This is a genomic window from Achromobacter sp. Marseille-Q0513 (assembly GCF_018195695.1).
GTDB lineage: Bacteria > Pseudomonadota > Gammaproteobacteria > Burkholderiales > Burkholderiaceae_B > Achromobacter.
Genome location: NZ_JAGTJY010000389.1, coordinates 1 through 958, shown reverse-complemented (window position 1 = coordinate 958; position 958 = coordinate 1). Strand labels below are relative to the sequence as shown.

The window sequence follows — 958 nt, the reverse complement described above, 5'->3', positions numbered from 1 at the left end:
ACTTGATGATGGCGACTTGCGGGAGCTTGTGGCTCGCCTGTGCGAAGCAGAACTGATTCAACAGAACATTCAATCATCAAGCGTTACTGGTGGAGGTGCCCAAGAAGCAGCAGATGGCGGGCTGGATGTGCGCGTAAAAATCGTTGGTGATATCCCTACTCCAAACTTTGTACCCAGAAAAAATACCGGATTTCAAGTCAAGAAGCACACGATGGTTAAGTCCTCGTGTCAAAGAGAGATGGAAGTAGACGGGAAGCCCAAGGCAATCCTCAAAGAACTGCTAGTGCAGAAGGGTGCTTATATCATCGTCAGTGGCAAGGACGACTGCTCCGACAGGATGTTGTCTGAACGCTTGAATGGAATGAAGGAGGCGATCGCCTCCCTGCCTGACAAGGATGACCTACACCTGGACTTCTATGGCCGAGATCGCCTATCGACTTGGTTAAAACGGCACCCGAGTGTCGCCCTGTGGGTTCGTTCTCGCCTAGGCAAACCCCTAGCTGGCTGGAGACCTTTTGGACGTTGGGCAGCCACGCCTATCGATCAAAACGACGAATTCCTCAACGATAACCATCCGTGTGTCACTGATGCGAATGCCAGTTTGAAAGATCCGAAATCCGCCGTAGATGGAATTCAACTGACTCGGGAGCGGCTCAGAAAGCCAAGAAGCACCGTGCGAATTACTGGACTGTCGGGAGTCGGCAAGACCCGATTCGCACAAGCACTTTTCGAGACATCCGTGGGGCTCAATGCCTTACCAACGAGCGACGTAATCTACGCTGACCTGGGTAACGATCTTACCCCAACCGCATCGGAACTGGCTTCATATCTGATCGCCAACGACTTCGCCACCTATCTAGTGCTGGACAATTGCCCACCAGATGTCCATCGAATCCTGCAAAAACAAGTGGCCGCAAGCTGCGCGAAGCTACATCTTCTCACCATAGAGTACGACATC

General features: G+C 52.1%; 1 protein-coding gene. It reads left to right on the top strand.

The genetic code is table 11. The features are described from left to right. Nucleotides 1-958 (top strand): hypothetical protein (locus KDH83_RS30835; protein ID WP_349291693.1); only part of this gene is annotated, 958 nt, incomplete at both ends.